Raw genomic sequence first — 24,641 nt, 5'->3', positions numbered from 1 at the left:
ATGTCTCATGTCGATGTCCTTTTACCGAAATTCGAATTCTTCAAAATGAACCGAACGTGGGGATTTCCCCAACGTCTTCAGTCCCGAAACAAGCGCGCTGCGCATAGGCGCAGGGCCACAAAACCAAAACCCGGCCTGTGTCAGATCGAATGCGACCTTGTCCGCCAGAACCTGGGCGGTCAAACGTCCGTCGGATTTGCTGATATGCAGATCCAGCGTAAATCCGGGGCAGCGTTTTTCAGCGGCGCGGAATCGGTCGAGACCGACGACCTCTTCCGGTTTGTTGACACAATACACCAATTTGATGGTTCGGGTCTCGTCTGCTGTCAAACTGTCGGCAAAGGCAAGAAAGGGCGTGATGCCAATCCCCCCCGCAACCCAGAGCTGTTCCTTCTCGCCCTTGGCATAGTTGAAGCGGCCATAGCCACCTTCCACCGTCATCTTGTCGCCCACCTTCACCAGATCACGCAGACGGCGGGTATAATCCCCCAGCCCCCGGATCGAAAACTGCACCTCGCCCTTGGGGCCGGTGCCGGAAATGGTAAAGGGATGTGGTTCGCGCAGGCCCATACGTTTGATCGAAATCACCGCAAAGGCCCCGGGGCGCGGCCGCACGCCCCGCCCGCGCGGCTTGGCCTCGATGATCGTGGCGGCGGGATGATGTTCGACCTTGGTGATGTCATAGGGGCGGCGGCGATACGGCGCCAGAAGCTGGGTCCACAAGAAGCTGAGAATACCCAGAACCGCCATGAAGTTCAGGTATTGCGCCGCCATTGCATTCATGTCGAACGGCACTTTGACAAAGAACTGATGCCCGGTCAGCACGATGAACAACAGCCCCAGAATACGGTGCGTCCAGCGCCACAGGCCATAGGGGATCAGATCGCGGTTAAGGAACCGCACCCGCCGGGTGATCGCCGCCGGCAGCCGTTTGAAGAAACTGACCAGGATCAGGGCCAGCAGAATGGGAAAGACGATTTCGGCCACATCCACGGCGGTTTTCGTCAGGCCGGTGGCTACGATCTGGCCCTCCAGATCCATGCCGACACCTTCGTGAAACAGGATGAAAGCCACAATCGAAATGCCGGTCCATTTGTGCAGTTTGTAAATCCGGTCCAGCCCGCCAATCATCGGCTCCAGAAACCTGGGCCGTGTTGCCAAAAACAGGTTGATCGCCATCAAGGAATAGCCGCTGGCCCCGGCGCAAAGCGCGGCAACACTTTGCGCGCTGGCATTTCCCGCAGCAAAAACAACCAATCCGCTGGGAAAGAAAACGCCAAACAGAAAGACGAGGACATAAAACATATTGCGGGACAATCTCCGTGGCAGCCTGAAAATAACTTAGGCCAAGATCACGGAATGCCTGCCGTAAAGTCAATCTTTATGACGGCAAAAGTCGGGAATTGTCAGGAATACCATACCTTTGAAATCGGCTTTTGCTCTCCGGGGTCAGGAATCCCTGCCCCGTACAAGCGCCAGTCCGGCACTGGCGGCAAACAGCAACGCCGCACAACAGACGATGGTTGGCCCGGTCGGAGAATCGAGCGTCAGCGCCAATTGCATCCCGCCGATCACCGCACCGGCCCCGACCAAAGCGGCAATTGCCGCCATCCGTTCCGGTGTGTGCGACAATGGCCGCGCCGCCGCTGCAGGAATGATCAACATCGCGGCAATCAACAAAACCCCGACGACCTTGATTGCCACTGCAACCACCAGTGCCAGCGCCAGGGTCAGCACCATTTGTTCCCGTTTCGGATTGAACCCGGCGGCCCAGGCCAATTCATCGCTCAGCGTCGCGGTCAAAAGCGCCTGCCAGCGCCAGACCATCAACCCGATGACCGCCGCAGCCCCGCCCCAGATCACCAGAAGATCGTCACGCCCGACCGCCAGAATATCACCGAACAGATAGGACATCAGGTCAATGCGCACCCCGTCCAGCAGTGAAACCGCCACCAGACCAAAGGCCAGCGAGGAATGCGCCAGAACGCCCAGCATCGTGTCGACGGCAAATCCGCGCCCGGACAGCGCGGTGACGCAGCTGGCCATCACCAGCGCCACCACCAGCGCGCCAATCAACGGCGAGACAGAAAACGCCAGCGCCAGCGCCACCCCAAGGATCGAGGCATGTGCCGTTGCATCGCCGAAATAGGCCATGCGCCGCCAGACCACAAAACAGCCCAAAGGTGCAGCCGCAAGGGCAACGCCTATGCCGGCCAACACGGCCCGGACCAGAAAATCATCCAACAGGCTCATTCCGCGACCCCGTGTTTATGGTTGTGGTCCTGACCAATGCCATGGTCATGGATGCAATCGCTGCCATGTTGGTGGTCGTGATGGTGATCACTGTCATGGGCATGATCATGTTCATGACGATAAAGCGCCAAGGCGCCGCCGGTGCCGCTGCCAAACAGCGCGCGGTATTCCGGGGCCGAGGCCACGACCTCCGGGCGGCCTTCACAGCACACATGGCCGTTCAGACAAATCACCCGGTCAGATGCGCTCATCACCACATGCAATTCATGGCTGACCATCACCACAGCACAGCCAAGATCGCGCCGCACCTCTTCGATGCGGCGATAGAATTCGGCAGAGCCGCGTTGATCCAGGCCCTGCGTCGCTTCGTCCAGCAAGAGCAATTGCGGCTCGTGCAGGATGGCCCGCGCCAGCAGAACCCGTTGCAGCTGGCCACCGGACAGGCCGGACATCTGGCGCATCGCCAGGTCGGGAACGCCCGCGCGCAACAACGCCGCATCACGTTTTGCCCGAGACGCAGGGTTGGGCAAAGACAGGAACCGGTCGACGTTCAACGGCAACGTCGGATCAATATGCAGCTTTTGCGGCACATAGCCGATGCGCAGCCCCTTTTGCCGGTCAATCCGGCCGGAAGACGGGCGCACCGCGCCAATCATCGTCTTCAGCATGGTGGATTTGCCAGACCCATTGGGGCCAACAATTGTGACGATCTCGCCGGTCTCGATCGAAAAATTCACGTCACTCAGGGCAGGGTCCTGACCGTGGCGGACGCTCATACCCTGCATTTGCAGCAATGTCATTTCGGATCTTTTCCCCGGCTTTCAGGGCCCGGATTGGCGGGCTCCTGACAATTGGGACACAGGCCTTCGGCCTCGATCACCGCGCGTTCCACCCGGAACCCGGCCTCGCCCGCCAGATCCCCCAGCAGCGCCATGGCCGGGCGCGCCCGGGTTTCGGCAACAGCGTCACACTGGCGACAGATCAAGAAGGCCGGCGCATGGTCTGCGCCCGGATGCACACAGCCGACAAAGGCATTCAGCCGCTCGATCTTGTGGGCGAAACCGTGACGCACCAGAAACTCCAGCGCACGGTAAACCACCGGTGGCTGCGATCCGAACCCTTCGCGGCCCAGAACCTCAAGCAGATCATAGGCCCCCATCGCACGATGTTCATGCAGCAGGATTTCCAATGTCCGCCGCCGCACCGGGGTAAACTGCAACCCGCGCGTTTCACAATAATCCACAGCCGACGTGATCCCGCCGGATTTGCAGGTTTCGTGGTCATGCTGATGGAAACCAACTGGCTTCATTGCGTGGGCCTTTCCAAGAATTGGCGCTTGATAGGTTATACTATGACATGTATCAAGTCGCGAACGTTATAAGGTAACATGCTAATGAAAAAAACCGTCCTGCCAATCCTGACTTTCTTTGCCATGCCCGCAATGGCCGACGTGCCAAAGGTTGTGACCGACATTGCCCCGGTGCATGGGCTTGCCGCCCGCGTGATGCAGGGTGTGGGAACGCCGGATCTGATTGTGCCGCCCGGTGCCTCGCCGCATGATTTTGCGCTGCGCCCGTCGCAGGCCCGTGGGCTGGAACAGGCGGATCTGGTGCTTTGGATGGGCCCCGATCTTGCGCCTTGGATGGATCGCGTTCTGGATGTGCTGGCGGATGCAGAAGCGCTGGATCTGAACGCCCTGCCGGGGACGCAAATTCTGGAATTCCGCGACGACGAGGAATTCGGCGATCATGATCACGACCATGGTGAAGATCATGCAGAAGACGAGCATGACGAGCACGAACATGATGAAGACGAACACGAAGAACACGAAGAACACGAAGAAAATACCGGCCATGATGGCCATGATCACGGGCCAAATGACCCGCACAGCTGGCTTTCTCCGGCCAATGCCAAATACTGGGTCACCGTCATTGCGGAAAACCTTGTGGCGCGCGATCCCGAAAACGCCGACATCTATTCCGCCAATGCAACGGCAGCCGCAGCCGAGATTGACGCGGCCGTAGAATATGCCGAGGCCAAGCTCACCCCCCATCACGACGCACCTTTCCTGGTGTTTCATGATGCCTATCACTACTTTGAGGCCACGTTTGGCCTGCACACGGTTGGGACCGTGGCCGAAGGTGACGCCGCTGCACCGGGGCCGGGCCGCATTCGGGACCTGCAAAACCGGATCGCCACCGAAGGCGTGCTTTGCCTGTTTTCCGAACCACAGTTTAAAACCGGCCTGATCGAAACACTGGCCGAATCCACGGATGCAGAGATCGGCGTTCTGGACCCGCTGGGCAGCAAGCTGGATCTGGGCCCGGATTTCTATCCCACCCTGATCACCTCCATGGCGGACGTCATTTCCGAGTGTTTGGCCAAATAGACAAGGGTCCGATACCCGGCGCGAAAGACGCCTAAAAAACAAAATGCCTCTGCCCGGTATCCGAGCAGAGGCATTTTTGTTTCAGCACGCAGGAACCGATTGGGTTCAGCCGCGCAGCGCCTTGGCAAATTGATTGAAAATCAGATCATTGGCGCAGATCAAATTGCGATCCGCCAGCGGGTCACCGCCCGGTTGGACCGTGTCGACAAGCGCCCCGGCCTCGCGCGCGATCAACATACCCGCCGCCACGTCCCAGAGGTGGAACTCACGCTCCCAATAGCCATCATAGCGGCCCGCAGCGACATAAGCGAGGTCAAGCGCCGCCGCACCCCAGCGCCGCACACCGGCACAGACGGGCATCAGACGACCCAGATCCCGCAGGGTTTCCGGCAGGCCCCGACGGGTCCCAAACGGCACACCCGTGGCAAACAGCGCCTCGTTCATGCGCTTGCGGTCCGACACGCGGATGCGGGTGTCGTTCATCCAGGCACCCGAGCCTTTTTCTGCAAAAAACATCTCGTCCTTGGCGGCATCAAACACCACCGCCGCCACGATCTGGCCCTTGTGTTCCAACGCGATGGACACTGCCCAATGCGGCAGACCATGCAGAAAGTTCGACGTGCCATCCAACGGATCGACAATCCAGCGCCGGGTCGGGTCCTGCCCTGCTGTTTCGCCGCCTTCTTCGCCCAGAAACCCATAGGTCGGGCGCGCGGACATCAATTCTTCCTTGATGATCTGTTCCGCCGCAAGGTCGGCCTTGGTGACAAAATCACCCGCCGCTTTGGACGAAGATTGCAGGTTCTCGACCTCGCGGAAATCCTTGGTCAGCGACCGGCCCGCCTTGCGCGCGGTTTTCAGCATGATGTTGAGATTGGCGCTGCCTTGCATTATCGGGCTCCTTGGGCGGTCGTGGTCCGACGGAACGGACACGGAAATAACACGCCCCTGATACCTGGGCGTAAAAACACATCAGGCCGCGCATATACGCGGCCCGACGGGCATTGCCAAGGCCGTATCGGCCTACTTGTAGTACACACCTTTTTCACCAACCGGCGCATAGGCGCGTGGCGCATAGGTCTTTTTGATGTGCCGCTTCTTCTTGTGCGACGGCGCATTGTAATAGCTGGCATTGGTATTTGGCTTGCCACAGCAGATCTCGCCATTGGCCAGAACGGGCTGAAGCCCGGCAGGACAGTAATTGGCCACACCCGGATAAGGATAAACCAGGTTCTGGCCGGCGCGCGTGGTGCCATCGCCCATATACATGTCGCCCCAGGCCAGCGCCGGAGACGCGCCAAGACCGATAAAACCCGCGATCAGCAGTGCCGATTTGAAATTCATGATGTCCCCCGTATTTGATTGCAATCGTTATTTGATATTCTAGCCAAAGGCTACGCAGTTCGCGCGCCAAGTCAACGGAAGCCTGCACAAACGCCTGATTTTTCCGGGTTTTGCGGCTTTGGCGCTAGTGCGGCTTCGCCGGGGGAATATCCACGGGACTTTGGGAATCGCTGAATTCGTCTTCTTCCTGCATCGGCACGGCATAAGATCCATTCAACCACTTCGCCAAATCCAGATCCGCACAGCGCTTCGAACAAAACGGCCGATATTTCGGGTCCGCCGGGTTCTGACACATCGGGCAATTCATCTGATTTCCGCCAGCGGATTGCGCACACGGGCCCGTTGCAATTCGTAATGGCCAAGATTGGTCCACCCCACCAGCGTGGTTTCCACACTGTCGGTTTTCAATCCGCGTCGCAGTTCGGTTTCCACGACCCGCCGGTCCTTTTTCGCCATCGGCGCCATATCAATCACGATCTGGCCGCCCAAACCCCGCAGGCGCAATTGCCGCGGCAAATCGCGCATCGCCGCCAGATTGGCCTTGAGCCCTGCCGCAGGCGAGGTGTCGCCACCGGTATTCACATCCACCGCAACCAATGCACGGGTTGTTTCGACATACATATGTCCCGCCCCGCGCAGGGCCACCGAATCCCGGCCAGCGCGTCAATCTGGTCCAGCACGCCCAGCCGTTCGAATCCACCGGGCTCGGTCTCGACATCTGCCGGTTCGACCCATTCCCGCCAGGCCAAAACATGCGGCCCGTCCCCCTCGGTCAGCTTTTCCGGCTCTCCCGTGGCATCGGCCAACACGCTGCGCGCCAGATCCAGCACCGCCAGAATGTCCTCGGCAATATCCTCTGCATCCGCCTCGGCACAGGACGACCGCAGGATCAGCCCCATGTCCCGGTCCGGCATCGCCTCATGCGCCAGCTCCAGCAGGGCATCCCGGGTGTCCTCGTCGCGGATCTGACGCGAGATATTGAGCCCCGGCGCCCCCGGCGTGGCAATCGCATAGCGACTTTTGAACAAAAGTTTCTGCGTGACCGGCACCGCCTTGCCCGATTCGGCATGGCCGGTGACCTGCACCAAAAGCGGCTCGCCCGGCTTCAACCCCTTGACCTGACGCAGGAATACCGCGCCATCCGGGGTGGACAGAAACATGCCGCCCTGCCCTTTCATCGGGCGATCTGCCTTGGCACGATAGATCGCGCCGGGGCGCACCGCCGTGCCATCAATCAAAAGATCCTCAAGCCGCCCATCGACAATCAATGCCGCCGCTTCACGACCCTCATAGGAGTCCAGAACAATCATCCGGCCTTTCATGCCGCCACCTCACGATAAAGCGGATAGCCCGCAGCCAGCAAAAGTCCGGCGGTTTCCGCCAGAGGCAACCCCATAATGGCGGGATAAGATCCTGAAATCCATGGAATAAACGCACCGGCCATGCCCTGGATGCCGTAACCGCCCGCCTTGCCCTGCCAATCACCTGACTGCAAATACGCGTTCAGTTCCAGATCCGAGAGCCGTTTCATCCGCACCGCGCTGACCACGTCCTTTTGCCAGAACCCGGTCGCGGTACGCACCGCCACAGAGGTGATCACCTGATGGCGTCGCCCTGACAATTTGGTCAGAAACTCTGCGGCTTCGGCCATATCTGCCGGTTTGCCCATGATGCGGCGCCCAAGGGCCACGGTGGTGTCGGCACACAGCACAACTTCATCCACCGCCACATCCATGGCCTCTGCCTTCTCCCGTGCAATACGGGCGCAATAGGGCCGCGGCAGTTCGGCCTTCAACGGCGTTTCGTCAATATCCGGCGCGCGGATAACGTCCGGCGTCACACCCAAAAGCCCCAGAAGCTCGCGCCGTCTGGGGCTTCCCGATCCCAGGATGAATCTCACTGGGAAACCGATTATTTGAAACGATAATTGATCCGACCCTTGGTCAGATCATAAGGTGTCATTTCAACCTGCACCTTGTCGCCAGCCAGAACACGGATGCGGTTCTTGCGCATCTTGCCTGCCGTATGTGCGATGATCTCATGGCCGTTTTCCAGCTCGACCCGAAACGTCGCATTAGGCAGAAGTTCTTTCACGACACCGGGAAATTCGAGCATCTCTTCCTTGGCCATGGTCTCTCCTTGATTGTTAGCCCCGGTGCTAGGACCGGGCGCGCCCTAAATGGGCGCTTGCGGCCCGTTTTTCAAGGGGTATCTACGCGAAGATCGCGCAAAGTGGCGATGGGAACACTTGTTTCGGCATCGCAGCCTTGCTCAATCCAATGTGCACGATTGGCGACGACGCCAGTCTCGCGCACCTGAGCGACTGCATTAACCGCCACATCGGCATATGTCCAGCCGACTTCGTTCAACCTCCCCGCCGCCAGGACCCCGGTCGCCGGAAAACCGGTGTCCGGCGGACCGAATACGCCGCCCGCGCCGACATTGGTGTCCACAGCCTCGCTCCAGGGGAAGTCCCCCACCGTGCTGGCCATGGCCACAATGAATTGATTCTCCAACGCCCGCGCCATGGCCCCGATCCTGACCCGCCAATATCCGGCAAGCGCCTCGGTACAGGACGGCACCAACAAAACATCCGCCGCCATCAATCCCCGCCCCAAAAGCGGAAATTCACTGTCGTAACAGATCAAGATGCCGATCCGCCCCAAATCAGTGTCAAACAGCGACACAGGCGCGCCGCCAACCACACCCCAGGGGTCGCGCTCAAACCGGGTCATGATCTGTTTGTCCTGAAACCCGCTTTTGCCGGACGGGGCAAACAAACGCGCGCGGTTCACCGGTCGCACACCGCCTGCAATCGCCGGGTCAAACACCGGTGCCGACGCTGCACAGATATGAACCCCATGTTCCACTGCCAGCCGCGCGTGTACCACATCCGCATCTGCCACCCGCTCGGCAACCGCATGCAACGACCGCTCCAGATCGGCCGCGGCTTCTGTCCCGGCCAATGTGGCCAATTCCATCGCGCCATATTCGGGAAACAGCAAAAGATCCGCCCCCTGCCCTGCGGCCTCGGACACCCAGGCGGCAATCTTGTCCTCATATTGCGCCCAGGACTGCAAAAACGTCATCTGATAGGCTGCGCTGGCAATTTTCACGCGGGTCCGTCCTTCTTCTGTTCAAAAATATCCCGGGGGGTCCCCTTGGGGACGGGGGCAGCGCCCCCTCTTACATCTCGATATCCATCGTCACCGGATAATGATCCGACGCGGCCACCAACGCCGCGCAGAGCTCCGGCGTGCGCCAACAGGTTGGATCATTGAACGGATGCCAGATGCGCCAGTTCGGGCGTTTGGCAAAAAGATCCGGTGACACAAAAATATAGTCCAGCAACGCCTGAAGATACCGGTCTTCGTTGCTGATATAGAACCGCGCGGTTGTCGGCACTGCGCCAATCCGGCGTTGCAGCGCGATATTGGCATTGGGATCAAAAAGCCGCGGCCCTTCGCGATCTTCGCCACGGATGATCTCCACAGAGGAGCGGCCGAACAATTCCTCATATTCATCCAGCCCCGGCCCGTCGTTCAGATCCCCCATCACCATCAGACTGTCGCCCGCCTCCAGATGTTCAACCACCCTTTGACGCAACCAGATCGCCTGGGCCAATTGCTTGCGGCGGTTGGCAATGGAAATCCGCATCACTTGATCGCGGGTCTTGGCGCCGTGCGGCGCTTTGGATTTCAGATGCGCCCCGATCAGACGCAGGTTTTGGCCCGAACGTGTCTCAACCGCCAGTTCCAGCGGCGGTTTGGAAAATTTCACCCGGTCGCGCCGGGCGTCAAAGTCCAGATCAATCTCGAAGTCGGTATCGAACCGCGGTGTTTGCGCGGTCTCCTGCGGGTCGTGGCGCACGGTCAGCACATCCGGGTCATAAAGCAGGGCGATTTCCTGCTGTGTGGTGTTGGTGAACCCAATCACCGCCTTGCGACACCGCAGATCATAGGTTTGGGCAAAGGTCTCCAGCGCGCGCACCCCATCCCGGCCCCGGTGGCTGTCGGGGGCTTCGATCACCATCACCGCGTCGGCATCAAGGGCGGTGAACACAATGCCAAGCGCCTCGGACTGGTCACGGCGGCTCACGCCATGGCGGGCAGATCGGCTGTCATCAGCCAACAACTGACCCGCGTCATCAAACAGCGCGTCAAACCATTCGACATTATAGGTTGCAATGCGCATGGCGCCCCCGGCCCGATAAATCACCCGGACTATCGCCGCCCGAACGGTCCCTTGCAACCAAATCACCACGGGCATTCGGCCCATCAAGGCCCGGAAATATTCCTGCCCGGAATCCGCAAAATAGGAAAAATCTCCCATTTGGCATGAAAAATGTAGAATTTTCGGTCGTTTTACACTCCAATCAGACGAATTAACGCAAAACTGCCTGCGGTTGTTTTGCTAGGGTGAACAAATGTCCAGGATAGGGACAGCAAACAATAATGACCGTCAAAACAAAACAGTCAAAACAAAAGGGAAACTGACATGGCCTCAACAATCGTCGTCGGATATGACGGCAGCGAAAGCTCGCAACGGGCTGTCGACTTTGCGGTAAAAGCCGCAAGCGCACAGGGCAAGACCATCGTGATCGCCCATGTGCTGGAATGGTCGCCTTATTCCTTTCTGACACCAACAGAGCTGGAAGAGCGTCACAAACGCCGGAACGAAGAATTGCAACGCGCCGATACCGCGCTGCTTACCCCCCTGGTCGCCACGCTGAAAGACAGCGGCGTCGAGGTCAAAACCATCCTGAAGTACGGCCATATTGCCGAAACATTGATCAAGATAGCCCAGGCCGAAGAAGCCTCGCATCTTGTGATCGGACGCACCGGCCATTCCGAGCTTGAGACACGTCTCTTTGGCTCTGTTGCCGGATCTCTGGCCCAGGCCGCACCGGCCCCGGTCACAATCGTTCCATAACAATAACCAACGACAGGGATCACCATGACATCCATTTCAAAAACCGCCGGTCTGGCGGTTGCGGGCACGCTGGTTTCAGCGGCCCCCGCGCTTGCGCAATCCATCGACGAGAAGGTCAACCAGATCTTCGCCAATTCGACCGGTTGGTTCGTCAGCTTCATTTTCAGCCCCTTTCCGGGCACCTCCTTCCCCTGGATCGTGATGTGGCTGGTCATCGCCGCGACGGTCTTTTCGATCTATTTCGGCTTTGTGCAATTCCGCACGTTTGGCCATGCAATCAAGCTGGTCAAAGGGGATTATTCCGATCCCGATGACGCGGGCGAGGTCAGCCACTTTCAGGCGCTGGCCACCGCGCTTTCGGGCACTGTTGGTCTGGGCAATATCGCCGGTGTGGCGGTTGCGGTCGGCATCGGCGGACCGGGCGCCACATTCTGGATGATCCTTGCGGGTCTTCTTGGCATGGCGTCGAAATTCACCGAATGTACCCTTGGCGTGAAATACCGCAATGAATACGCCGATGGCACCGTGTCCGGTGGCCCGATGTATTACATGACCAAAGGCTTCTCTGAACGCGGCCTTCCGGGGGCAAGATCCTGGCGGTCATGTTCTCGATCTTCTGTATCCTTGGTGCCTTTGGTGGCGGCAACATGTTCCAGGCAAATCAGGCACATGCGCAGATCACAAACGTCGTGGGGGACTTCCCCGGCTGGATCACCGGCGTTGTTTTTGCCGGTATCGTCTTTGCCGTGATCGTTGGTGGTTTGAAATCTATCGCCAGCGTGACGGAAAAGATCGTGCCGATCATGGGTGTGCTTTATGTCGCCACCGCTGTCGTCATCTTGCTGATGAACGCCAACATGATTGGCTGGGCCTTTGGCCAGATCTTCGCAGGTGCCTTTACCGGTCTCGGCGTGGCCGGCGGTATGGTTGGTGCGCTGATCCAGGGCTTCAAACGCGCGGCGTTTTCGAACGAAGCGGGTGTTGGCTCGGCGGCGATCGCCCACTCGGCGGTGCGGACCAAAGAACCAATCACCGAGGGTTTTGTGTCCTTGCTGGAACCCTTCATCGACACCGTGGTCATTTGCACCATGACCGCGCTGGTGATCATCATCACCCAGCAGCTTGTGATCGACGAGGCAACCGGCCTTTACATGCTGAACGAAGCTGGCACAGCCATTGCAACGGTTGACGGCAACTCTGGTGTGGCGCTGACCTCTGCGGCGTTCTCGTCGTCGTTTGGTTGGTTCAAATACATCCTGGCGATTGCCGTGATCCTGTTCGCCTTCTCGACCATGATCAGCTGGTCCTACTACGGTTTGAAAGCCTGGACCTACCTGTTTGGCGAAGGCAAAACCACCGAACTGGTGTTCAAGATCATCTTCTGCCTGTTCGTGGTGATTGGTGCCGCAGCCAGCCTTGGCCCGGTCATCGACTTCTCGGATGCGGCGATCTTTGCCATGGCTGTGGTCAACATCTTTGCGCTCTACTTCCTGATGCCGATCGTCAAGGGCGAGATGAACAGCTATATGAACCGACTGAAATCCGGTCAGATCAAGAAATACAATTGATCTGAACCGACCCTAAGAAATTGAGGGGGCCGGGCGTGTCATGCGCCCGGCCCTTTTGTTTTTTGTAAGTGGTTTCTTCGCCAGTTTGATCCGGATCAAGGCAGGCCGCCATGCGCGCACCTAAGGCTGTTGTGCAAAGCAACCAAAGGAGTGTCCCAATGACACATACGCCGCATGAACTGGCCGAGGAATTCCCGGAACACGCCGACAAGCTGCACACGCTGAAAACCGAAAACGCACATTTCGCCCGGTTGGCCGATGAATATCACAACATCAACCGCGCCGTGCACCGGGCCGAAACCAATATCGAACCGGTCGAAGAACTGGCCGAGGTCGCATTGCGCAAACAGCGCGCGGCCCTGAAAGACGAGATTTATGCCCTGATGACCAAGGCCGGATAGCCGCCACACTGCGGCAAACCGGCACAGGCGGACAGAAGCACGGCACTACGGGCCTGACAGCCATTGAAACCGCGCGCGGCAACGACATATCCAACGGAAATCATAATCTTTTCCGGAGGTATCTATGCTGTTGCGCGCGCTTGACCGTTTTTTTGGCCATGAGGCATCGGGGGGCATCCTTTTGATGTTATCGGCGGTCGCCGCGTTGATCGTTGCGAATTCCGGGTTGGCCGGGGCCTATGATGCTTTCCTGAATGCAAAACTGTCGCTTACGGTGAACGGCGAAGGTCTGGAAAAACCTGCAATCCTTTGGATCAACGACGGGTTGATGGCCGTCTTCTTCTTTCTGATCGGCCTCGAACTCAAGCGCGAGATGCTGGAAGGCAAGCTGAAGAACCCGCGTGACGTAATCCTGCCCGGTGCGGCGGCGATTGGCGGCATGGCATTGCCCGCGCTGGTGTTTGTGGCGCTGAACTGGAATTCGCCGCTCACTTTGGGGGGCTGGGCCATTCCGGCGGCCACCGACATCGCCTTTGCGCTTGGTATTCTGGCGCTGGTCGGTAGCCGCGCACCTTCGTCGCTCAAGGTGTTCTTGCTGACATTGGCCATCCTTGATGACCTTGGGGCCATCATCATCATCGCCCTGTTTTATACTGCGGAATTGAAGGTTGATTACCTCTACCTTGCTTTGCTGCCGCTGGCGGGTCTGATCATGTTGAACCTGAAGGGCGCGCACCGCATTGCACCGGCGCTGCTGCTGGGCGCGATCATGTGGTATTTCGTGCTGAAATCCGGGGTTCACGCGACTCTGGCTGGGGTGATCACCGCCTTTTGTATCCCGCTCACGGACAAATGGGGCAAAAGCCCGCTGCATTCGCTGGAACATGGTCTGACGCCTTATGTGCTGTACATGATTGTGCCGATCTTTGCCTTCGCCAATGCCGGTGTCGTCCTGCAAGGGATGAGCTTTTCCGACTTGCTGGCGCCTTTGCCGCTTGGGGTTGCGCTGGGTCTGATCGTCGGCAAACAGGTGGGCGTCTTTGGCGTGACCTATGCGCTGGTGAAAACCGGTGTGGCGCGGATGCCGCATGGCGCAAACTGGCTGCATATCTACGGTCTAAGCTGTCTGGCCGGGGTCGGCTTCACCATGTCGCTGTTCATCGGCTCGCTCAGCTTTGCGGATCCCGCCCTGATGAACGATGTGCGTCTTGGGGTTCTGTCCGGTTCGCTGGTATCTGGTGTGATTGGCTATGTGGCGCTGATTCTGGCCGCCGCCAACACCCCGGAAGAAGCAGCCGAAGCCGCCTGATCATTCGATCCCGTAGGGCAGCACATCGCGGCTGTCCTGCTGGATCTGCAACCTTTGCTCCAACGGCGGTATGGCGCGTTGATGGCAATGGGTGCGTTCGCAGATCCGGCAGGAAATGCCGATCGGTTCAAACGCAATGTCCTGCGCCACATCAAGCCCGTCGGCATAGATCAACTGATCTGCGTGTTCGACCTCACACCCCAATGCCATGGCATACCGGCGCAGCGGCGCGCCATAACGCCCGCCGCTTTTGGAAATGTCCCGCGCAATCGAGATATAGCGCACGCCATCCGGGGTTTCCGCCAACTGGCGCAGAAACCGCCCCGGCGTTTCAAAGGCACGATGCACATTCCACAACGGACAGGCCCCACCGTAGCGGGCAAATTGCAGCCGCGTGGCGGAATGGCGTTTGGTGATCGTGCCGCCTGATCCACCCGCACAAAAAAGAACGGCACCCCCTTGGCCCCCGGACGCTGAAGCGTTGAGAGCCGGTGCGCCACCTGTTCGATGGATGCGCCAAAGCGCGTCGCCAAACGTTCCAGGTCGTGGCGTGTCTCCTGTGCTGCGGCCAGAAACGGGCGATACGGCATCATCGCCGCGCCCGCGAAATAATTGGCCAGTCCCAGCAGGGCGATGTCACGCGCGGTTTCGGATTGGAACCGCGCCAGATCCAATGTGGCATTCAGCAGCTTGCCCTGTTGCAGCATCGCCAATTGAAACAGAAGCTGGAAATTCCGGGTCTCGGGCGTCGCCCGATCCGAAAGCGTGACGATCCCCGCCTCCCGGTCAAAATGGCGCAGCCGATCGGTATCGGCAATCCGAACCCTGATCCCCTGCCCCTTCAACCAGGCCTCTGCCGCGCCGGGCACATTTGCCTGACCATAGCTTTCTGCGGATGAGCTGGCGAAATGCTCTGCGGCCCGATCCACCGCGTCAATGTAATTGTCGCAATAGTGGAAGAAATCCCGCACCTCTTCCCAGGGCGAGAGTTTCGGTCCGCCGCCCTCGTGCCCCAAAGCCGCATCAAGCGAGGCCAGCCGCTCGTGCGTTTGGCGATAGGCGCTGTGCAATTCCAGGAATGCGCGTGCCAAGGCCGCGCGTTAGAGGCCGTCAGGCGCAGATCCGCCAGGGGCGGCGCGCCTGCATCGTCACGGTTGAACACCGGATCGGCCAGCGCCTCTCGCATGTCGGACACCAACCGCTCGGCGTCGCCGGAATTCAGCTCGGTGACATCGAAGCCGAATTCCTGTGCCAGCGCCAGAACCACCGTTGTGCTGACCGGACGGTTGTTGTTTTCCATCTGGTTCAGATAGGGCAGAGATACGCCCAATTTGGCCGCGAAATCCTTTTGCGTCAGCCCCAGACGTGTCCGGGTTTCGCGCAGCTTTGCGCCGGCGTAAAGTTTCTGGATCGCCATGGGGTGCCTTTGCGGGTTTGCTTTTACCCAAGACTAGATTTGCAAACCCGATTGAGCAAGCCACCACGCGCCAAACACACCGCGCCCGCGCCGGTTACACCAGCCCCAGCCGCTTTTCGCGCCGGATGACATAGAGAATCGACGCCATGCCGCACAGACCGGTGATCAGCATGATCCAGAGCAGCGGCCAAGGTCCGGTGCCCGGCTTCAACAAGGCCCCGGCCAACGCCGAAAGCCCGGCCCCGCCGCCAATCATGATCGCCCCGCCCAGACCGCTTGCCGTGCCCGCAAGATGCGGACGCACCGAAAGCGTACCGGCGGTGGCATTGGGAATGGTCATCCCGTTGCCCAGCCCCACAAAGACCATGAACCCGAAAAAGCTGAGCGCGGAGCCAAGACCAAGGGAGAACACAATAAGCGACATGACCACACCAATTGTGTTGATCATGCAGCCCCAAAGCACCATCCGGTTCACGCCGATCCGCGCCGAATACCGCCCCGACATGAAATTACCGGCAAAGTAACCCACCGCCGGCACGCCAAACAACAGGCCCAGCATCGCCGGTTCAAGGTGGAACACCTCGGACCCGACAAACGGCGCCCCGCCGAGATAGGCAAAAAAGGCCCCCGACGACAGCGCCGACGCCAAAGCATACCCCCAGAACCGCGGCGAGCGGAACAATTCGGGGTAATCACCGAACTGCTGCCACAATGTCTGGCCGGAGCGCATCTTGGTCTCTCCCAGATCGCGCCACGCCAGCCAGAGCGTCGCCAGACCGGTTGCAAACAACAGCCAGAACGACGCCTTCCACCCCCAGAATTCATCCAGAATCCCACCGATCATCGGCCCGATCATCGGTACAACCGCCATGCCCATGGTGACATATCCGATCATCGACGCCGCCTGATCCTGTGGCACCATATCGCGCACCACCGCACGGCTGAGCACCATGGCCACAACCACAACCGCCTGCGCCATCCGGCAAATCAAAAACACCGTCACATTTGGCGCAAAGATACAGCCCAGCGTCGCCACCACGAAAATCGACAGCCCGCCAAGGATGATCGGCCGCCGTCCGACCTTGTCCGACAGCGGACCAACGATCAGTTGCAAACCAGCATTCACCGCAAGATAGATCGCAACCGAAAGCTGCATCAAACGGTATTCGGTATCGAAATAGGCCGTCATCCCCGGCAGCGACGGCAGGAAAATGTTCATGGCAAGCGCCGCCATGCCCGCAAGCATGATCAGGGTCGCGATATGGGGCGGGGTCGTGCGATCGAGGAAACGCACATCTGGTTTTTCAATCATGGCAATTTCCTACGCGGCACAATTTACCCTGTCCATGCAGAGCGCCGGGAATTTGAGCAAATTTTGCCTGCTATGGCGCGCACATTAGATGTGCATGGGCTCATTGGACCAAGGCACAGCGCCCGCCCGATACACTTTGCAAATATTCTGGCTTTCACATGACCTGATTTGCAAATATTCCATGTTCTTCTTGTAACGTCGCTGCGCCGCAGTATTGTGACCCCGACAGCACAAGGGGCCATCGCATGAAAGATATTCTTCAGGAACTCGAAGATCGCCGCGCCAATGCCCGTCAGGGCGGCGGACAAAAACGCATCGACGCACAGCACGCCAAAGGCAAACTGACCGCGCGCGAGCGGATTGAGCTTTTGCTGGATGAAGACAGTTTCGAAGAATACGACACCTTTGTTGCCCACCGCTGCACCGATTTCGACATGCAGAACAACCAGCCCGCAGGCGACGGCGTTGTCACCGGCTGGGGCACGGTCAATGGCCGCATGATCTATGTCTTTTCCCAGGACTTCACGGTGCTTGGCGGGTCGGTCTCCGCGACCCATGCGCAAAAAATCTGCAAGATCATGGACATGGCGGTGCAAAACGGCGCGCCGGTCATTGGTCTGAACGATTCCGGCGGCGCCCGCATTCAAGAAGGCGTTGATGCGCTGGCCGGCGATGCCGAGATCTTTCAACGCAACGTGCTGGCCTCTGGGGTCGTGCCCCAGATTAGCGTCATCATGGGCCCCTGCGCTGGCGGCGCTGTCTATTCCCCGGCGATGACCGATTTCATCTTCATGGTGCGCGACAGCTCTTACATGTTTGTCACCGGCCCCGATGTGGTGAAAACCGTCACCAACGAACAGGTGACGGCAGAGGAACTGGGCGGGGCATCGACCCACACCAAGAAATCGTCGGTCGCAGATGGCGCATTTGAAAACGATGTCGAGGCCCTGGCCGAGGTTCGCCGGCTGATCGACTTTCTGCCGCTCAACAATCGTGAAAAACCCCCGGTGCGGCCGTTCTTTGACGATGTGAACCGGCTCGATCACAGCCTGGATACGCTGGTGCCGGAAAACGCCAACACACCGTATGACATGAAGGAATTGATCCTGAAGGTCGCGGACGAAGGCGATTTTTACGAGATCCAGGAAGATTACGCCAAGAACATCATCACCGGCTTTATCCGACTTGAGGGCCAGACCGTGGGTGTCGTTGCCAACCAACCCATGGTTCTGGCCGGCTGTCTCGACATTGATTCGTCGCGCAAGGCCGCGCGATTCGTCCGATTCTGTGATGCCTTTGAAATTCCGATTCTGACGCTGGTGGATGTTCCGGGATTCCTGCCCGGCACGTCACAGGAATACGGCGGCGTCATCAAACACGGCGCGAAATTGCTGTTTGCCTATGGCGAGGCGACGGTGCCCAAGGTCACGCTGATCACCCGCAAGGCCTATGGCGGCGCCTATGACGTGATGTCGTCGAAACACCTGCGCGGCGATATGAACTATGCTTGGCCAACAGCAGAAATCGCGGTGATGGGCGCCAAAGGCGCGACAGAGATTCTGTATCGGTCGGAACTGGGCGACAAGGACAAGATCGCCAAGCGGACCGCAGACTACGAAGACCGTTTTGCCAATCCGTTTGTTGCCGCCGAACGCGGTTTCATCGACGAGGTCATCATGCCCCATTCGACCCGCAAGCGCATCAGTCGCGCCTTTGCCGGGTTGCGGAACAAGAAGCTGACCAACCCATGGAAAAAGCACGACAATATCCCGCTGTAATGCGGGGGCATTTTTCCGTCAAAAACGCAAAGAAGGAAGCACACAGGTGAGCAATGGTTGGCATATCACGCGGGACGCACAGTGTTTGACCCTGTCACGCCTGCCAACCGCGCGGTTTGACCTGTCTGCACAGGCCGCATTCCCGGCGTTGCGCATGTTGCCGCTGGCCCAGATGATCCGCCAGGACATGTGGCGCCTGCTGCAAAACCTGCGCGGTTTCGCCCCTGCGGTCCGGGTAGAGCGTAACGACAACGGGCTTTTGGTCACAGCGGGTGGTGCCGTCACCAGCCGCTTTCCCAAGGCCCGCACAGAGGCGCAATTGGACGGGTTGCTGCACGATTCCGCACTGCGGGATCGCTGGCAGAAATCGGCCCGGTTGACGCAGCGGAAAGATGTGTTATGACCTTGGCCCATGTCAAGAATTCTGCGGCGCGAGGGGGACCTGAACGCCGCGCAGCTCCACCGGGAGGAGACCGGAAACGGTGGTGGGGCTGCCACTTGACCCTTACGATACTGATGGCAACCACAGCGATGGCCCAGGGCGCAACCACCAGCCCCGTCGCGCTGAACGTGCCTTCGGGCCAGCCCGTCTATCTGCTGGAATTTCTGGATGAACCTGACGCCCCGAAACACATGTTCCGCGCCCGGTTCGTCGCCCCCGACCTCGATGTGGTGTCCAGTGATATAGAATCGGTTTTTGCCGATATGGAATTGCTGTGCAACACCGTCGCCCTGCCGGAAATCGGCGCCCGCGCCATCGCGCCCGACCGGATCATCGTCTCGATCAGCTCAGCGCCAATGGAATTGGGCACGATTGCCCCCGAGATAACCCAGTTTTTCGAGTCCTATTCGATTGCTGATGACACCTGCATCTGGGAGTTGTTTTGATGTCTCCACTATATCTTGGGCCTCGCGCCCAGGCCCGCACGGCGTTTGCGGCTTTCGCGCCACAGCGCTGTGAACAAGACGAAATACCGTATATTTCAATAGGCTTATCCGCTAAAGTTAAGGCGGGTTACACCCAAGTGGCCTTACCTTTGTATCGGGACGGGGCCGGGCATTGCGCCCGGAATCGTGCCGTTGTGACTGACAGGAGAAACCAATGTCCAAGAGCATCAAGCTCATCGCAGCATTTGGCCTTTTTGCCGCCGTCGCTGCATGCGCACAGCAACAGCAAGAAGAATATGTCGTTGTTGACCCTGAGCCGATTTCGATCGAGCCAGTGTACACCGGCAAGTACAAATAAACCGACCCCGGGGCAGGCCTTTGGGCCTGCTCCGAATTCGCCCGTCCCCAACGGCCGCCCGATGTTGCGGGGGTGCGTGGCATGATCAAACATCGCGGATTTCCCGGTCGGCTTCCGGGCACAGATTTCCAATTCATCGTTCGCCGCCCCAACCCCAAGGGCGCAACACCCATTATCCGGCGCGAGCGGTTTCGCGACCGGCGTGCACCGGATCGGCGCGCCGACCAATGGTTCATGGCCGCACTTTGGGAACATTTTGGCGACGAACCCTTTGAACGCGGCAACCTTGATGCCGGGCGGCTGAGCTGGCTTTTTGGCCGCGAGGTCCTGCCCCATGATGACCCGTTTGATGCCCAAAGCTATGAGGCGCTGCTGATCATCGACGAAGCGGCGGCGCGGCGCGCCTTTCCCGAAGCGTTTGAAAACGGTGGGCCGCGGTGATGAGCGCGAACCTGCCTGTCCTGCCGCCAAACGCGCGGGCCATTGCCGATATAACGCGCAATCGCCCGGCCCGCTTGGCAGGCGCGACGCGGCATCGCAATGTCACGGATATACGAGTGCGGCAGGTGGTTCAGTTCATGCCTGCAATTCACCGTTACCCTTTGACCTGCGGGCGGGTCTGCGTTTCCCCTTCGCGACCGCCCGCGTCTTTTTCCCGCGCCCCGCGTTCGACCGATGTTGCCGGTGTGTCGCCGCGTCACGATGCCGGACACCTGCGCGAGTGTCGCCAATTGGCCTCACCCTGCAATTGTTCGAAACGGCATAGGGTTACCCCACGTCAATCCTGCGCTATGCTTCGATTTGTCAAGCCTCGGTCAAAAGAGGCACAGAGCGAGAGCAGCCAAACAGAATCGTTTGATCATGGTTTTGGTGGCCACACCGGTCGCCGTCCCGGGACATGGCAAGGCAGAGATGCCGTCGCGTTCGGGGCATTCGATGGTGGCACCGCTGACACGGTAGCTCCGTATTCTCTCACACACCTGAAACGGTTCCCGGTGCGCCCAGCGCGCTGGGGCCGCTTTGTCGTGCCTATCAAGACCCGGAAGGACAGCATATGTTCAACAAGATCCTGATCGCCAATCGGGGCGAAATCGCCTGTCGTGTCATCAAATCCGCCCGCAAGATGGGCATCAAGACAGTGGCGATCTATTCCGACGCCGACAAACATGCGCTGCACGTCAAGATGGCAGATGAGGCGATCCACATCGGCCCGCCGCCCGCCAATCAGTCGTATATCGTGATCGACAAGGTGATGGAGGCGATCAAGGCCTCGGGCGCCGAAGCGGTCCATCCCGGCTATGGTTTCCTGTCGGAAAACCCGAAGTTTGCCGAGGCGCTGGAGGCCGCCGGTGTCGCATTCATTGGCCCGCCGGTGGGTGCAATTAAATCGATGGGTGACAAGATCACCTCAAAGAAAATCGCCCAAGAGGCGAATGTCAGCACCGTTCCCGGTTACATGGGTCTGATCGAAGACGCCGAAGACGCGGTCAAGATTTCCAATCAGGTCGGCTATCCGGTGATGATCAAGGCATCGGCCGGCGGCGGTGGCAAGGGCATGCGCATCGCCTGGAACGACGACGAGGCGCGCGAAGGCTTTCAATCCTCCAAGAACGAAGCCGCCAACAGCTTTGGCGACGATCGGATCTTTATCGAAAAATTCGTGACGCAACCGCGCCACATTGAAATTCAGGTGCTGGCCGATGGCCATGGCAATGCGGTCTATCTGGGCGAACGGGAATGTTCGATCCAGCGCCGCAACCAGAAAGTCATCGAAGAGGCGCCCTCGCCATTCCTGGACGAAACCACCCGCAAGGCGATGGGCGAGCAATCGGTCGCTCTGGCCAAGGCGGTGGGCTATGCCAGCGCGGGCACGGTGGAATTCATCGTCGATGGCGACAAGAATTTCTATTTCCTGGAAATGAACACCCGCTTGCAGGTGGAACATCCGGTGACCGAGCTGATCACCGGCGTTGATCTGGTGGAACAGATGATCCGGGTTGCGGCGGGCGAGCCGCTGTCGATCACGCAGGATGACGTGACGCTGACCGGCTGGGCGGTGGAAAGCCGCCTTTATGCCGAAGACCCCTATCGCAATTTCCTGCCGTCGATTGGCCGTTTGACCCGCTATCGCCCGCCGATCGAGGTCGCGGCCTGCCCGCTTCTGGCCAATGACAAATGGCAGGGGGATGCGCCCGAAGGTCCGGTTGCGGTGCGCAATGACACCGGCGTCTTTGAGGGCGGCGAAATCAGCATGTATTACGACCCGATGATCGCCAAGCTCTGTACCTGGGCCCCGACACGGGCCGAAGCGATTGAAGCGATGCGCGTCGCGCTGGACAGTTTCGAGGTTGAGGGCATTGGCCACAACATCCCCTTCCTGTCGGCGGTGATGGATCATGAAAAATTCGCCTCGGGCAATATGACAACCGCTTTCATCGCCGAGGAATATCCCGATGGCTTTGCCGGGGTGGAACTGGACGACGCGGCCCTGCGCCGGATTGCGGCAACCTGTGCTGCGATGAACCGGGTGGCGGAAATCCGGCGCACGCGGGTGTCGGGCAGGTTGGACAATCACGAACGCCGCGTCGACAACAAGGCCTGTGTCACCTTGCAGGGCACCACGTATAACGTGGTGATCGACCCCGACCAGAACGGCGCTTCGGTGGCGTTTGAGGACGGCCCCAGCCTGCGGATCGAGGGCCATTGGACGCCCGGCGATACGCTGGCCGAAATGACGGTCGACGGCGCGCCGCTGGTGCTGAAGGTCGACAAGATCACCCATGGTTTCCGCATCCGCAGCCGCGGTGGCGATATGAAGGTGCATGTCCGTTCGCGCCGTCAGGCCGAATTGGCCGCGCTGATGCCGGAAAAGCTGCCGCCAGACACATCCAAACTGCTGCTCTGCCCGATGCCGGGTCTGGTGGTGAAGCTGGATGTCGAGGTCGGACAGGAGGTGCAGGAAGGTCAGGCGCTCTGCACGATCGAAGCGATGAAGATGGAAAACATCCTGCGCGCCGAAAAAACCGCTGTGGTGTCCAAGATCAATGCCGGCGCCGGCGACAGCCTGGCGGTGGACGAAGTGATCATGGAGTTCGAATGATCCCGACATGGTGGCGCTGGGCTGGATAGCAACCTTTCTGGCGGTGTGGCTGGGCCTGAGCTTCGCCACCACCGGCGTTGTCCTGGCCGACCGCATGGCGGGGCTGGCGGCGGTCTTTCTGGCGCTGGTGGCGCTTTTGGCCGCCTATCGCCTGCGCAGGGAACGCGATCTTCTGCGGCTGTTGCGGCGCGGGTTGGTGGTGTTGCTGCCGGTGGTGCTGGCCATCCTGCTGCCGATGATCTGGGTGGTTTCGGAAACGGCGCTCGACGTGCGGCTGCGCCAGGCGATCCTGGCCGGCCTGATCATCGTGGCGGGGTGGATGACCACCTATGTGCTGCAAGAGGAACGCCGGGGCGGTGATCGGGCCGACCGGCGGCGCGATACGCTGACGGCGCTGCAAAGCGAGACCTATAATATCCTGAGCAAGATCGACAATCAGGCGATCCATGTCAATGCCAAGATCGTCCAACAGAAAATGGCCACCTCGGGCCTTGGGCCGAATGCCTATCTGCCGTTTTCGACCTCGGAAAGCCCGCCGATCGTGTTCAACGCGGTGTCGGACTCAATTTCGCTTTTGTCGCCGGCCACCATCCGCCCGGTCCTGCGATTTTACACGGAATACGAAGACCTGCGGTCCTTGATCGAGGATATGCGGGGCGAGGATTTTCGCAATCTGGCGCCAAGCCGCGCATTGCGATTCACCAGGAGCTGACCCGGCGGCGCATTGTTACCCTGCGCTGGGGCATGGCGGCACAAATCGCCATAAACGTGGCGCTTGGGCTACCGGAAGAGAAGGCACGCGCCTTCAAGAGATCGGGATTGAATAAAAGCATACAGCCGGAGGGCGACGAATGATTCGCCCAACGGAAAGGAAACGTTCAGAAATCGCCGCTGATCGGCGCTTCGGGGTCGCGTTTCGGCAGTTTGGGTTCATAAATCTTGCTCATGGCCCTTACTCCTTGTTGCATATGGATGCGGTCCACGGCTGTGGTCCTGCTTTATATATAGGGCAAAACCCTTGCCATTTCAATAAGCCCCGCCCCTACCGGCGATCGCGGATCTCTTGTTGGCGCAGGGGCATCTTGTCGATGGATCGGGTGACTTCGCGCACCGACCAGGGGAAAGGTTTGCGCAGATATACGCTGCCGTCCTTGCCGATCAACACCAGCATGAAACCACGCGGACGCAGTTTTTCGCGCAACGGGCTGAGCACAGTTGGATCAATATCGGTCAGCACAACGACATCGCGAATAGCCAGATCTTCCAGCCGTTCATTCAGCAGATCCATCTGTTGGGTGAACCGCGGATCGTTTGGCCCGTCGGCAAACACCACCAAGGGCCGTTTGAGCCAGAGGTATTCGTCCAACTCATGCAAACCGGCAGGTTGGATTACGCTGTCTTCCACCGCAACGCCCTCTTCGGTCCCTTGCGGGTCCTCTTCGGGGCCTTCGTCAACGGGGGCTGCGGTGACATCATCGGCCCGCTGGGCCACGGCCATTTCCTCCTGCGCAAAGGCAGGTGACAGGCCAAAGGCCAAAACAACGATCAGAACGCGGTACATCTGGGCCATGGGTCCTCCTTGTACCCAGCAT

24 protein-coding genes and 3 pseudogenes are annotated in these 24,641 nt (G+C 59.4%); 12 read left to right on the top strand and 15 right to left on the bottom strand.

Features of this window, described 5'->3' with window-relative positions:
• Positions 1-21: 21 nt before the first annotated feature.
• From AC0L4F_RS04955 to AC0L4F_RS04940, 4 genes are all read right to left on the bottom strand, one after another.
• Complete coding sequence (locus AC0L4F_RS04955) at positions 22-1,305, bottom strand: ferredoxin reductase family protein (protein WP_244685955.1); 1,284 nt, start codon at positions 1,303-1,305, stop codon at positions 22-24.
• Between the two features lie 144 nt (positions 1,306-1,449).
• The gene (locus AC0L4F_RS04950; protein WP_244685953.1) at positions 1,450-2,253 is read right to left on the bottom strand and encodes an iron chelate uptake ABC transporter family permease subunit; all 804 of its coding nucleotides are present in this window, start codon (positions 2,251-2,253) and stop codon (positions 1,450-1,452) included.
• The gene (locus AC0L4F_RS04945) at positions 2,250-3,053 is read right to left on the bottom strand and encodes a metal ABC transporter ATP-binding protein (protein WP_244685951.1); all 804 of its coding nucleotides are present in this window, start codon (positions 3,051-3,053) and stop codon (positions 2,250-2,252) included. Before AC0L4F_RS04945 ends, AC0L4F_RS04950 begins: the two co-directional genes overlap by 4 nt.
• Positions 3,050-3,562, bottom strand: a complete 513-nt coding sequence (locus AC0L4F_RS04940; protein ID WP_244685948.1) for a Fur family transcriptional regulator — start codon at positions 3,560-3,562, stop codon at positions 3,050-3,052. The genes AC0L4F_RS04945 and AC0L4F_RS04940 overlap by 4 nt, the downstream gene beginning before the upstream one ends.
• Before the next feature lie 84 nt (positions 3,563-3,646).
• Here AC0L4F_RS04940 and AC0L4F_RS04935 point away from each other — a divergent pair, with 84 nt between their 5' ends.
• Entirely contained in the window at positions 3,647-4,642 is a 996-nt protein-coding gene (locus AC0L4F_RS04935) for a zinc ABC transporter substrate-binding protein (RefSeq protein ID WP_244685946.1), read from the top strand.
• Between the two features lie 105 nt (positions 4,643-4,747).
• Here the strand turns inward: AC0L4F_RS04935 and AC0L4F_RS04930 are convergent, their stop codons facing one another.
• The 8 genes and pseudogenes from AC0L4F_RS04930 to AC0L4F_RS04895 form a co-directional block, all read right to left on the bottom strand.
• The gene (locus AC0L4F_RS04930) at positions 4,748-5,533 is read right to left on the bottom strand and encodes an inositol monophosphatase family protein (protein WP_244685943.1); all 786 of its coding nucleotides are present in this window, start codon (positions 5,531-5,533) and stop codon (positions 4,748-4,750) included.
• Positions 5,534-5,665: 132 nt separating this feature from the next.
• Positions 5,666-5,986, bottom strand: coding sequence for a hypothetical protein (locus AC0L4F_RS04925; RefSeq protein WP_244685941.1), 321 nt, complete (start codon positions 5,984-5,986; stop codon positions 5,666-5,668).
• A 124-nt stretch (positions 5,987-6,110) separates the two neighbouring features.
• The gene (locus tag AC0L4F_RS04920) at positions 6,111-6,281 is read right to left on the bottom strand and encodes a DNA gyrase inhibitor YacG (RefSeq protein ID WP_473446072.1); all 171 of its coding nucleotides are present in this window, start codon (positions 6,279-6,281) and stop codon (positions 6,111-6,113) included.
• A gap of 8 nt (positions 6,282-6,289) precedes the next feature.
• Positions 6,290-7,308, bottom strand: a pseudogene (locus AC0L4F_RS04915) (ribonuclease E/G).
• Complete coding sequence (locus AC0L4F_RS04910; RefSeq protein WP_244685937.1) at positions 7,305-7,886, bottom strand: Maf family protein; 582 nt, start codon at positions 7,884-7,886, stop codon at positions 7,305-7,307. Before AC0L4F_RS04910 ends, AC0L4F_RS04915 begins: the two are co-directional and overlap by 4 nt.
• Positions 7,887-7,897: 11 nt before the next feature.
• Positions 7,898-8,116, bottom strand: coding sequence for a translation initiation factor IF-1 (infA, locus tag AC0L4F_RS04905; protein ID WP_011455993.1), 219 nt, complete (start codon positions 8,114-8,116; stop codon positions 7,898-7,900).
• 71 nt (positions 8,117-8,187) lie between these two features.
• Positions 8,188-9,102, bottom strand: coding sequence for a carbon-nitrogen hydrolase family protein (locus AC0L4F_RS04900; RefSeq protein WP_244685935.1), 915 nt, complete (start codon positions 9,100-9,102; stop codon positions 8,188-8,190).
• A 70-nt stretch (positions 9,103-9,172) separates the two neighbouring features.
• Positions 9,173-10,180 (bottom strand): endonuclease/exonuclease/phosphatase family protein, encoded by a 1,008-nt coding sequence (locus AC0L4F_RS04895; RefSeq protein WP_244685933.1) that lies wholly within the window; start codon positions 10,178-10,180, stop codon positions 9,173-9,175.
• 303 nt (positions 10,181-10,483) lie between these two features.
• On the opposite strand from AC0L4F_RS04895, the gene AC0L4F_RS04890 reads away from it, so the two are divergent.
• The 4 genes and pseudogenes from AC0L4F_RS04890 (at position 10,484) to nhaA (ending at position 14,196) form a co-directional block, all read left to right on the top strand.
• Complete coding sequence (locus AC0L4F_RS04890) at positions 10,484-10,918, top strand: universal stress protein (RefSeq protein ID WP_244685931.1); 435 nt, start codon at positions 10,484-10,486, stop codon at positions 10,916-10,918.
• 24 nt (positions 10,919-10,942) lie between these two features.
• Positions 10,943-12,486, top strand: a pseudogene (locus AC0L4F_RS04885) (alanine/glycine:cation symporter family protein).
• Positions 12,487-12,644: 158 nt separating this feature from the next.
• The gene (locus AC0L4F_RS04880) at positions 12,645-12,887 is read left to right on the top strand and encodes an HP1242/YdcH family protein (protein ID WP_244685929.1); all 243 of its coding nucleotides are present in this window, start codon (positions 12,645-12,647) and stop codon (positions 12,885-12,887) included.
• Between the two features lie 124 nt (positions 12,888-13,011).
• Entirely contained in the window at positions 13,012-14,196 is a 1,185-nt protein-coding gene (nhaA, locus tag AC0L4F_RS04875; protein WP_244685926.1) for a Na+/H+ antiporter NhaA, read from the top strand.
• Here nhaA and AC0L4F_RS04870 read toward each other — a convergent pair.
• Positions 14,197-15,613 (bottom strand): annotated as a pseudogene (locus tag AC0L4F_RS04870) (helix-turn-helix domain-containing protein). It abuts the gene before it with no gap.
• A gap of 94 nt (positions 15,614-15,707) precedes the next feature.
• Positions 15,708-16,925: a multidrug effflux MFS transporter gene (locus tag AC0L4F_RS04865; RefSeq protein ID WP_244685924.1), complete on the bottom strand. Its 1,218-nt coding sequence runs from the start codon at positions 16,923-16,925 to the stop codon at positions 15,708-15,710.
• Positions 16,926-17,170: 245 nt separating this feature from the next.
• Here AC0L4F_RS04865 and AC0L4F_RS04860 point away from each other — a divergent pair, with 245 nt between their 5' ends.
• The 7 genes from AC0L4F_RS04860 to AC0L4F_RS04830 all read left to right on the top strand — a co-directional run bounded on the left by AC0L4F_RS04860 (position 17,171) and on the right by AC0L4F_RS04830 (position 23,761).
• A complete protein-coding gene (locus AC0L4F_RS04860) occupies positions 17,171-18,703 on the top strand; it encodes an acyl-CoA carboxylase subunit beta (RefSeq protein WP_244685922.1) in 1,533 nt (510 codons plus the stop codon).
• Between the two features lie 46 nt (positions 18,704-18,749).
• A complete protein-coding gene (locus AC0L4F_RS04855; RefSeq protein ID WP_244685919.1) occupies positions 18,750-19,106 on the top strand; it encodes a hypothetical protein in 357 nt (118 codons plus the stop codon).
• A gap of 95 nt (positions 19,107-19,201) precedes the next feature.
• Positions 19,202-19,591, top strand: a complete 390-nt coding sequence (locus AC0L4F_RS04850) for a DUF6497 family protein (protein WP_244685917.1) — start codon at positions 19,202-19,204, stop codon at positions 19,589-19,591.
• A gap of 214 nt (positions 19,592-19,805) precedes the next feature.
• Positions 19,806-19,949, top strand: a complete 144-nt coding sequence (locus AC0L4F_RS04845) for a hypothetical protein (RefSeq protein ID WP_244685915.1) — start codon at positions 19,806-19,808, stop codon at positions 19,947-19,949.
• Between the two features lie 81 nt (positions 19,950-20,030).
• Positions 20,031-20,390 carry a hypothetical protein gene (locus AC0L4F_RS04840; protein WP_244685913.1) on the top strand — a complete coding sequence of 120 codons (360 nt, stop codon included), beginning with the start codon at positions 20,031-20,033 and terminating at the stop codon, positions 20,388-20,390.
• A 613-nt stretch (positions 20,391-21,003) separates the two neighbouring features.
• A complete protein-coding gene (locus AC0L4F_RS04835) occupies positions 21,004-23,049 on the top strand; it encodes an acetyl-CoA carboxylase biotin carboxylase subunit (protein WP_244685910.1) in 2,046 nt (681 codons plus the stop codon).
• A gap of 7 nt (positions 23,050-23,056) precedes the next feature.
• Complete coding sequence (locus AC0L4F_RS04830) at positions 23,057-23,761, top strand: hypothetical protein (protein ID WP_244685907.1); 705 nt, start codon at positions 23,057-23,059, stop codon at positions 23,759-23,761.
• A gap of 330 nt (positions 23,762-24,091) precedes the next feature.
• On the opposite strand, the gene AC0L4F_RS04825 is transcribed toward AC0L4F_RS04830, so the two are convergent.
• Positions 24,092-24,619, bottom strand: coding sequence for a DUF4174 domain-containing protein (locus AC0L4F_RS04825; protein ID WP_244685905.1), 528 nt, complete (start codon positions 24,617-24,619; stop codon positions 24,092-24,094).
• Between the last annotated feature and the right edge of the window lie 22 nt (positions 24,620-24,641).

This window comes from Marinovum sp. J2-8 (genome assembly GCF_055808435.1).
The sequence above is the reverse complement of the archived record's forward strand: the minus strand, read 5'-3'. Positions and strand labels throughout refer to the sequence as shown.

Excerpts from the sequence above, each read along its gene's own strand:
- AC0L4F_RS04955 (WP_244685955.1), bottom strand. The coding sequence starts at position 1,305 with ATGTTTTATGTCCTCGTCTTTCTGTTTGGCGTTTTCTTTCCCAGCGGA.
- AC0L4F_RS04950 (WP_244685953.1), bottom strand. The coding sequence starts at position 2,253 with ATGAGCCTGTTGGATGATTTTCTGGTCCGGGCCGTGTTGGCCGGCATA.
- AC0L4F_RS04945 (WP_244685951.1), bottom strand. The coding sequence starts at position 3,053 with ATGACATTGCTGCAAATGCAGGGTATGAGCGTCCGCCACGGTCAGGAC.
- AC0L4F_RS04940 (WP_244685948.1), bottom strand. The coding sequence starts at position 3,562 with ATGAAGCCAGTTGGTTTCCATCAGCATGACCACGAAACCTGCAAATCC.
- AC0L4F_RS04935 (WP_244685946.1), top strand. The coding sequence starts at position 3,647 with ATGAAAAAAACCGTCCTGCCAATCCTGACTTTCTTTGCCATGCCCGCA.
- AC0L4F_RS04930 (WP_244685943.1), bottom strand. The coding sequence starts at position 5,533 with ATGCAAGGCAGCGCCAATCTCAACATCATGCTGAAAACCGCGCGCAAG.
- AC0L4F_RS04925 (WP_244685941.1), bottom strand. The coding sequence starts at position 5,986 with ATGAATTTCAAATCGGCACTGCTGATCGCGGGTTTTATCGGTCTTGGC.
- AC0L4F_RS04920 (WP_473446072.1), bottom strand. The coding sequence starts at position 6,281 with ATGTGTCAGAACCCGGCGGACCCGAAATATCGGCCGTTTTGTTCGAAG.
- infA (WP_011455993.1), bottom strand. The coding sequence starts at position 8,116 with ATGGCCAAGGAAGAGATGCTCGAATTTCCCGGTGTCGTGAAAGAACTT.
- AC0L4F_RS04895 (WP_244685933.1), bottom strand. The coding sequence starts at position 10,180 with ATGCGCATTGCAACCTATAATGTCGAATGGTTTGACGCGCTGTTTGAT.
- AC0L4F_RS04890 (WP_244685931.1), top strand. The coding sequence starts at position 10,484 with ATGGCCTCAACAATCGTCGTCGGATATGACGGCAGCGAAAGCTCGCAA.
- AC0L4F_RS04880 (WP_244685929.1), top strand. The coding sequence starts at position 12,645 with ATGACACATACGCCGCATGAACTGGCCGAGGAATTCCCGGAACACGCC.
- nhaA (WP_244685926.1), top strand. The coding sequence starts at position 13,012 with ATGCTGTTGCGCGCGCTTGACCGTTTTTTTGGCCATGAGGCATCGGGG.
- AC0L4F_RS04865 (WP_244685924.1), bottom strand. The coding sequence starts at position 16,925 with ATGATTGAAAAACCAGATGTGCGTTTCCTCGATCGCACGACCCCGCCC.
- AC0L4F_RS04860 (WP_244685922.1), top strand. The coding sequence starts at position 17,171 with ATGAAAGATATTCTTCAGGAACTCGAAGATCGCCGCGCCAATGCCCGT.
- AC0L4F_RS04845 (WP_244685915.1), top strand. The coding sequence starts at position 19,806 with ATGTCCAAGAGCATCAAGCTCATCGCAGCATTTGGCCTTTTTGCCGCC.
- AC0L4F_RS04840 (WP_244685913.1), top strand. The coding sequence starts at position 20,031 with ATGATCAAACATCGCGGATTTCCCGGTCGGCTTCCGGGCACAGATTTC.
- AC0L4F_RS04835 (WP_244685910.1), top strand. The coding sequence starts at position 21,004 with ATGTTCAACAAGATCCTGATCGCCAATCGGGGCGAAATCGCCTGTCGT.
- AC0L4F_RS04830 (WP_244685907.1), top strand. The coding sequence starts at position 23,057 with ATGGTGGCGCTGGGCTGGATAGCAACCTTTCTGGCGGTGTGGCTGGGC.
- AC0L4F_RS04825 (WP_244685905.1), bottom strand. The coding sequence starts at position 24,619 with ATGGCCCAGATGTACCGCGTTCTGATCGTTGTTTTGGCCTTTGGCCTG.